General features: G+C 52.5%; 5 protein-coding genes. 3 read left to right on the top strand and 2 right to left on the bottom strand.

Annotation, left to right across the window (positions count from 1 at the left end):
- Positions 1-273: 273 nt before the first annotated feature.
- The gene (locus NTZ04_03670; GenBank protein ID MCX5991414.1) at positions 274-1,113 is read left to right on the top strand and encodes a hypothetical protein; all 840 of its coding nucleotides are present in this window, start codon (positions 274-276) and stop codon (positions 1,111-1,113) included.
- A 96-nt stretch (positions 1,114-1,209) separates the two neighbouring features.
- Here NTZ04_03670 and NTZ04_03675 read toward each other — a convergent pair whose 3' ends face one another.
- Positions 1,210-2,196: a GDP-mannose 4,6-dehydratase gene (locus tag NTZ04_03675; GenBank protein ID MCX5991415.1), complete on the bottom strand. Its 987-nt coding sequence runs from the start codon at positions 2,194-2,196 to the stop codon at positions 1,210-1,212.
- Entirely contained in the window at positions 2,196-2,969 is a 774-nt protein-coding gene (gene rfbF / locus NTZ04_03680) for a glucose-1-phosphate cytidylyltransferase (protein MCX5991416.1), read from the bottom strand. Before rfbF ends, NTZ04_03675 begins: the two co-directional genes overlap by 1 nt.
- Positions 2,970-3,349: 380 nt before the next feature.
- On the opposite strand from rfbF, the gene NTZ04_03685 reads away from it, so the two are divergent.
- Together NTZ04_03685 and NTZ04_03690 are read left to right on the top strand one after the other, a co-directional pair.
- Positions 3,350-5,953, top strand: a complete 2,604-nt coding sequence (locus tag NTZ04_03685) for a hypothetical protein (GenBank protein ID MCX5991417.1) — start codon at positions 3,350-3,352, stop codon at positions 5,951-5,953.
- Positions 5,954-6,023: 70 nt separating this feature from the next.
- The coding region (locus tag NTZ04_03690) for an NAD-dependent epimerase/dehydratase family protein (protein ID MCX5991418.1) at positions 6,024-6,968 on the top strand (945 nt) is incomplete at its 3' end.

The raw sequence follows: 6,968 nt of genomic DNA on the forward strand, positions 1-6,968 counted from the left end.
CCACCCCGCCAGGCTCTCCTAACCCTTTCTGTCCAATCATGGGGGTTCACTCCAGCATTCCTTTTGATCGCCCTATTCGCTGACTCTCTCTTGGAACGTTTCCTCCATAGTTTCAATAGATCTCCTCGAATAACTTGCAGAGCATCCAACATGACTACAGGCCTTCTGTTTCTATTGGTGTCACTCTTGTTGATTTGCTACGCGAGTGGAATTCTCGGACTCTTCCCGAAACTTGCCAGCAGGATTCAAACCCAGGCAGCAAGTGAGCGAAACATGGGGGAATACGACGCCATTTCTTCGATCGCGCCCTTCTATCCCAACCAAATACACATGGACAGGTTTGCTGCCACGCACTCTGGCAACGTAGATTACATCAAAGTCAAATGCACGAACTGTGGCAGCGTCAAGGTGGCACTATATGCTGATAGCGCGGGTACTCCAGCAGCACTGCTGAATACCAACGACGCGGGCACAGATGTGAAGGGCGGCTGGAATAGCATAAGACTGCCTTCAACCCCCGTGATTGCTGGAGCATACTACTGGATAGCCTTCAACTCGTCGCCAGCCTGCGTGGCCTTCGCGCAATATCGCAGCGGTATCGCAGTCTCTCATGAACTCACTTATTCAAGCAGCTTCCCCAATCTGGCAGGTACCGAGTTCAACAACAGTCCTGTCTTCTATGGCTTGACCGCCGGCTGGGGTACACAAGACGGTGGTTCAAGGATGCTGCTTGGTCGTACTCCGTACGGCTTCACAGAGAGTGTCAATTTCATAAGAGACTACTTCTCTCCAGGTGATGAGGTGCTTATCCTCAGTATGAATCAGACGGCATATTACATGGAATCAGCCACAGCCAACCCTTTGGCCATCCCCGGATTTGCGGAGCTCATTCTCAAGAGTGATAGGCAGAAAGTAGTCGACTATCTCCTTGCTGGATCTGTCGGCAAATCCCAAGAAGACGGGCAACCGAGAGAACCTAGCTTGCCAGTCAGGGTAATCGTGGGGGATGACTTTGACCAGTTCTACCCAGACTTGTTCGAGCTCGTCAAGGATAACTTCAGGACGATTGATCAAATGAACGACCTCACTCTGTATGAACGTGAACAAGCATAGAGACGAACTATCGGATTCTGGCCATGACCGACGCAAGCAACACACAGATAGGCGACACCCTCAACAGGGCCCTTCGCCTGTTCCACGGAATCCGACCTACCGCTCGGTCGAGACGAAATCACGATACCAGGAGATGGTGCGGCCCAGCCCCTCATCCAGCGTCACCAGAGGCTCCCAGTTCAGCATCTTCCTCGCTTTAGCCGAACTCAGATATTGCTGCCTGATCTCGTTGTTGGCTTCGTTCAGAATCACAGGTTCAAGATTGGAGTCCATCAATTTGATAATACGTTCCACAATTTCAAGCACCGACACCGGGGTATCGTTGGAAAAGTTGAATGCTTCTCCGTGCAGTTCCGGATTGTCTGCCAGTCGCTCTGCCAGGAGAATATACGCAGCCGCCCCATCCTCTATGTAGAAGTAGTCCCGCACATACTGCCCGTCTGACCGTATGATCGGCTGTTTGCCGCGCAGTATTGAACGAATTGTCCCGGGTACTATCCTGTTCCAGTTCAAGTCGCCCCCTCCATAGAAGTTGCCGCAACGTGTTATGCCAACGGGCATTTTGTAAGTGGCGAAGTAGCTCTGCGCAATCAGGTCAGCACAGGACTTGCTTACGTCGTAAGGATGCCTGCCCTGCAAAGGCGTATTCTCATCGTAGGGGAGTCTCTCCTGATCTCCATACGCCTTGTCTGACGAAGCCACTATAATGGTCCTGACCTTGCTGCTGCGCCTGCATGCCTCAAGCAAAGACCATGTGCCACCGACATTTGTCTGAAAAGTCGACATTGGATTGCGATTGGCAATCCCAACTATGGTTTGAGCGGCCAGGTGGAAAACCGTGTCAATTTCATACTCGCCTAGCACCCTTTCCAAGAGTGCCGCATCACAAATGTCACCCCGTACCACCTTCACCCGCTCGATGACACTCGACCGCACCAATTCACTTCCAGGCACCCAATCGCGAACCAGGCACACGATATCGGCACCCAAACCAAGCAAGTGCTTGACGATCCAGCCACCCAGCAAACCAGTGGCTCCGGTCACCAGAGTCGGCCGGTCCTGCCAGAACGACGCGTTCAGCATTACTTTCTTATCCAAGGCGTCTGTCCCTTGTCCCACAAGTCATTGAGATACCTATAGTCACGGTAAGTATCCATGGAGAAGAAGAAGCCATCATGCTTGTATGCCATCAATTCCCCTTCCCGGGCTAGGCGCTGGAGTGTGCCAAACTCCATGAAACAATCATCCCCTTCCAAGTAGTCAAAGAACTTGCGGTTGAACACGAAGAAGCCGGCACTCATCCAGTCATTCATCACGGGTTTCTCCGCGAAATTCAACACGCTTCCTTCATCACCTATTTCGAGGACACCATAACGCGAAGTCGGGTGAACCGCTGTCACTGTTGCCAAACGACCGTGGCTGCAATGGAATTTCAGTAGCGCATTGATGTCTATGTCGGCAACCCCATCACCATACGTTAGCATGAATGTATCTTCGTTCACGTACTTCTGCACCCTCTTCACGCGCCCGCCCGTCATCGTTTCCAGACCTGTATCGGCCAGGGTAACATGATAATCCTGTTCTTCGTGCGAACTGTTGTAGTCAATGGCGTGCTGACGGCCGAGGCATACAGTGAAATCATTGCTCATGGCCTCGTACTTGAGAAAGTAGTCCTTGATCATATCACCACGGTAACCCAGGCATAGTATGAATTCACGGAAGCCGGCCTGCGCATATATCCGCATGATATGCGATAGTATAGGCCGCCCACCCACGGGGACCAGCGGCTTGGGACGGTATTCGGTTTCCTCCTGCAGTCGCATGCCTCTGCCGCCACAAAGGATAATCGTTTTCATAGATGATCACCTCAAGCGATTGGTCTGAAGAGTTGCTCCACTTTCGAGTCAAAACGTGAGTAGTATAACATAACACCGTGAACCATTTCACATGCGGCGGCCAGCGCACGGGCAATCAGTACGGCAGTAACGGCCATCGCGGGATCACTGGCTGTACTGCCGGTTGACAACATGCCTGCACTAGCTCAACAATTGGTACAACTACTTGGTCAACTATTCTCCTCTATTATGTCAGCTGTTGCCATGTCTGAACCAGTCAAAAGATTCCATCTGTCTGAGCAGTTCCGCGGAAGCCTGCGAGATGGCAGCGCCGGGCGTGATCTCATAGAGGGTACAACGATCAAGGGTGATCAACTATTAGACACGGAAAGTAGTGATCCATGATCCACAAGGTGACAGACCACCTGCAAAAGCACAGAGCGTACGACATCGGTCTTCTCGTGCTAGTCACCTTGGCCGCCACCAGCAACTGGTTCAATCCGGGCATTCCTAAAGGTCATGACACTATCGGGGAGATGCTGTCGGCTCAAGCTGCCAGCAATTCTATCTTTCTCCACCACATGCTGCCTGGTTGGACCGGTGATTGGCTCCTGGGATACCCTCAGTTCTGTGTATTTCCCCCGTTGCCCGTCTGCTTGATCTTGTCCTTCAGCTTTCCCTTTGGATGGGTCCTTGGCACCAAGCTGCTCTATCTCTCCTTCTTCGTCCTGTCCGGAGTCTTCGCCTACTTGTACGTTTATGAGCTGACCAAGAATCGGTATGCCAGCTTCGTCGCCGGGCTGGCTTACGTGTTCCTTCCCTACCACATAATTGACGTAGGTTTTGAAGGTCATCAGGGGGCTTTCGGCCTGCCCTACGTGCTAATCCCTTTGATACTCCTGTGCCTTGAAAGGTCGATCAAGAATCCCGGCATCAAATACGTCCTCATTAACGGAGTGTTATTGGCGCTTCTGACACTGACCTTTCCCCAAGTGTTCCCCCTTCTGGTTGGTCCATTCCTGGTTCTATACGTCATTCTGCGAATCTGGTGGGAACGGCAGAGAGGCGGAGAGTATCTCAGGAGCATCACCGTCACTTCTGCTGCCGCCTTTTGCCTGTCGCTTCTCTTGACCGCATTTTGGTGGCTTCCCTTGATCTCGGAGATACGCTATTCCTATGCCACCAGCTTCCCTGCAAACGAAGCAGGCAACTACAGCGCCAGCTTCCTTCAGGCAGTTACGTTAAGACCTGGCTTATGTTGTGCCCTCTCAAGTGCCTACGGATCAGCAGGATCAGTCTTCCTTGAGATTCTGCGGATCCTTCCTTTCCCCATGGTATTGCTCGGCATAATCCTCAACCGCAGGAACAAATACGTCTGGTTTTTCTTAGCTTCAATCCTAATAGCGGTGCCTCTTGTCATGGGACCACACCTCACCATAGATGTCTTTGGGTTGGCCTATCGGTATGTACCCCTTTTCACCAGGCTGAGAACTCCTGTGAGATTCTTGCTCTTCACCAGTTTTGCCTACGCGGTTCTCATAGGGTTCTGCGTCCAAAGTATCACGGAGCGACTGCAGCATATGCAGCTTAGGAAGCTCAGACCTCTCGGCATCCCTTTCTTTGTCCCAATGCTGGTGAGCCTGATCATAGTTGGCAACACATGGCAAGAGACCCGAACGGCCTTCAGCACTTTCACCCTGCCTCCTGACCAGGGAAATGCCCTTGCCTGGCTTGCGGAGAAAGAAGACGGCGATTACCGCATAGCCGATCCACCGTTCGACGCATATGTCTATGATGCCAAGGCCGGCTACATAATAAGACCCACGTTTTGGACATACCTGCATGGGAAAGAGACCCTATATGGCCCAGGGCTGTCACTAGCGGTCAAATACACAGCGAGTGCCCTGGAATCTCTTAACACAGACATTAAGAAAGGTCCCTTTGACCTGAGCCAATGGCTCAGTATCTTCAACGTGAAGTACGTTCTCTTCGACAAGACCAATCGTCTTTCGTCCAACGTCATCCTGGACAGCAACTTCGAAAGGGTATGGTCCAGCGAGACCATAGACATATACCAGAATCACTCTCTGAAACCCCGGGTATTCTCCTTTTCCAACACCAACGAAAGAGCCATCGATCTTCATAATGGGGATACAATCAATTTGAGCTGCGCTGAGGGAACGCAAGAGGCTGTGCTTTCTCTGAGCGACGAGTACCACCTCTCGGACGAAACCAGCGTGAAGAGTTCCTATCACCTTGTCACTCCCGCCGACTACCTCTGCCTGGAGACAAACGTTGAGGGGATAAGCTTCCACCAGAATGACGCTATTCACTTGGTCTTCTACAGCCAGTACAACCTACCCGACATGCACTTGACCCTAAGCCTTCTCGAGAGTGATGGCAGCAGATATGACGTTGTACTGGATGCAGTCGATGGCATCAAGGCTGGCTGGAATGAGGTCAATTCCCCTGTCTCCCTCCTAATTCTGAGGGACTCGCCCGATCAGAATAGTCGACTCGATCTCGACCAGATCAACCGCCTCCGGATCGGTGTGGCAAGAGAGGACGGCAGTAACCAAGCCGGTGAATTCCCACTGTACTTCGACGAACTCTCAGTGGTCACTCAGGAGATCGACACCAGCGTCGAATACACCAAGATACGACCAGGCAAGTACAAAGTGCACGTCAACCTCGATTCACCCTCGTATCTGGTCTTGTCGGAGTCCTACCATCCAAACTGGGTGGCACGCCTCAACGGTGAGGCGATCCAATCTCAAATGATGTACGAGTGCTTGAACAGCTTCTACTTGGAGCGTGGTGAATATGACGTGACCCTGGAATTCACGACATCACCCCTGAGAATAGCCGGAAACGTCATAACCGGAACAAGTATAGCCATTCTGTGCATCATAGGTGTGTTCCTGCCAATCAGGAGCAGGCGCGACAGACGCGCGGCTAGAAACAACCCCCACAAGGCAGAAGCCCCACCGGAACCTCAGACCTGACGGCTCGGACGCCCCATCGGCATTCTGCGGTTCGTCACCAGCAATGTGTGTGTGGTAGTATGATACCGGCATGAACTGTCTGATTACCGGCGGTGCCGGGTTCATAGGCTCGCACACCGCTGACCTCCTTTCGCAGAAAGGGCACAACGTCCGGATTCTGGACAGCCTTGAAGCTCCGGTACATCCACACCGGACAAAGCAAGCCTATGTCTCGAATGACCTTGAATTCGTTCAGGGCAGCGTCTGCGACGGACCCACTCTGAGAAAGGCTCTATCAGATATAGAGGTTGTCTTCCATCTGGCGGCCTACCAGGACTACTTAACGGACTTCAGCAAGTTCGCCCAGGTGAATGATGTCGGCACTGCCCTTCTCTACGAGATCATCATTAATGAGCGCCTTCCGGTCACGAAGGTAGTAGTAGCCAGCTCCCAGGCCGTCTACGGTGAGGGCAAATACGAGTGTCCCTCACATGGCATTCAGTACCCACCTCCCCGCCCCCTCTCCCAGCTCACCGGAAGAGACTGGGACGTCAGGTGTCAGATCTGCGGAGACACTATGAGATCTCTACCAACTGATGAATCCGTGGTCAATCCGAATAATCAGTACGCCGTTTCAAAGTACTGCCAGGAACTGTATGCTCTTAAGTTGGGGGAGAAGTACGAAGTCCCAACAGTCCTTCTCCGCTACAGCATCACTCAGGGCCCACGTCAGAGTTTCTTCAACGCCTATTCCGGCATCTTGAGAACCTTCTCTCTCCAACTGCTTAATGGCCGAGCTCCTACGATCTACGAAGACGGCCAGCAACTGCGAGACTACGTCCATGTCTCGGACGTAGCCCGGGCTAATGTCCTCGTCATGGAACAGGACGCTGCTAATTACCGGGCGTTCAACGTGGGAAGCGGTGGAGTAGCTGCGGTGCTTGACTACGCCAGACTCCTCATCTCCTTGACCCACAGCAACACAGAGCCAGCGTTAGGGGGCGAATTCCGCTGGGGCGATGTGCGTCACATCAGA

It is taken from the genome of Chloroflexota bacterium, from assembly GCA_026389585.1.
Lineage (GTDB): Bacteria > Chloroflexota > Dehalococcoidia > UBA2247 > RBG-13-53-26 > JAPLHP01.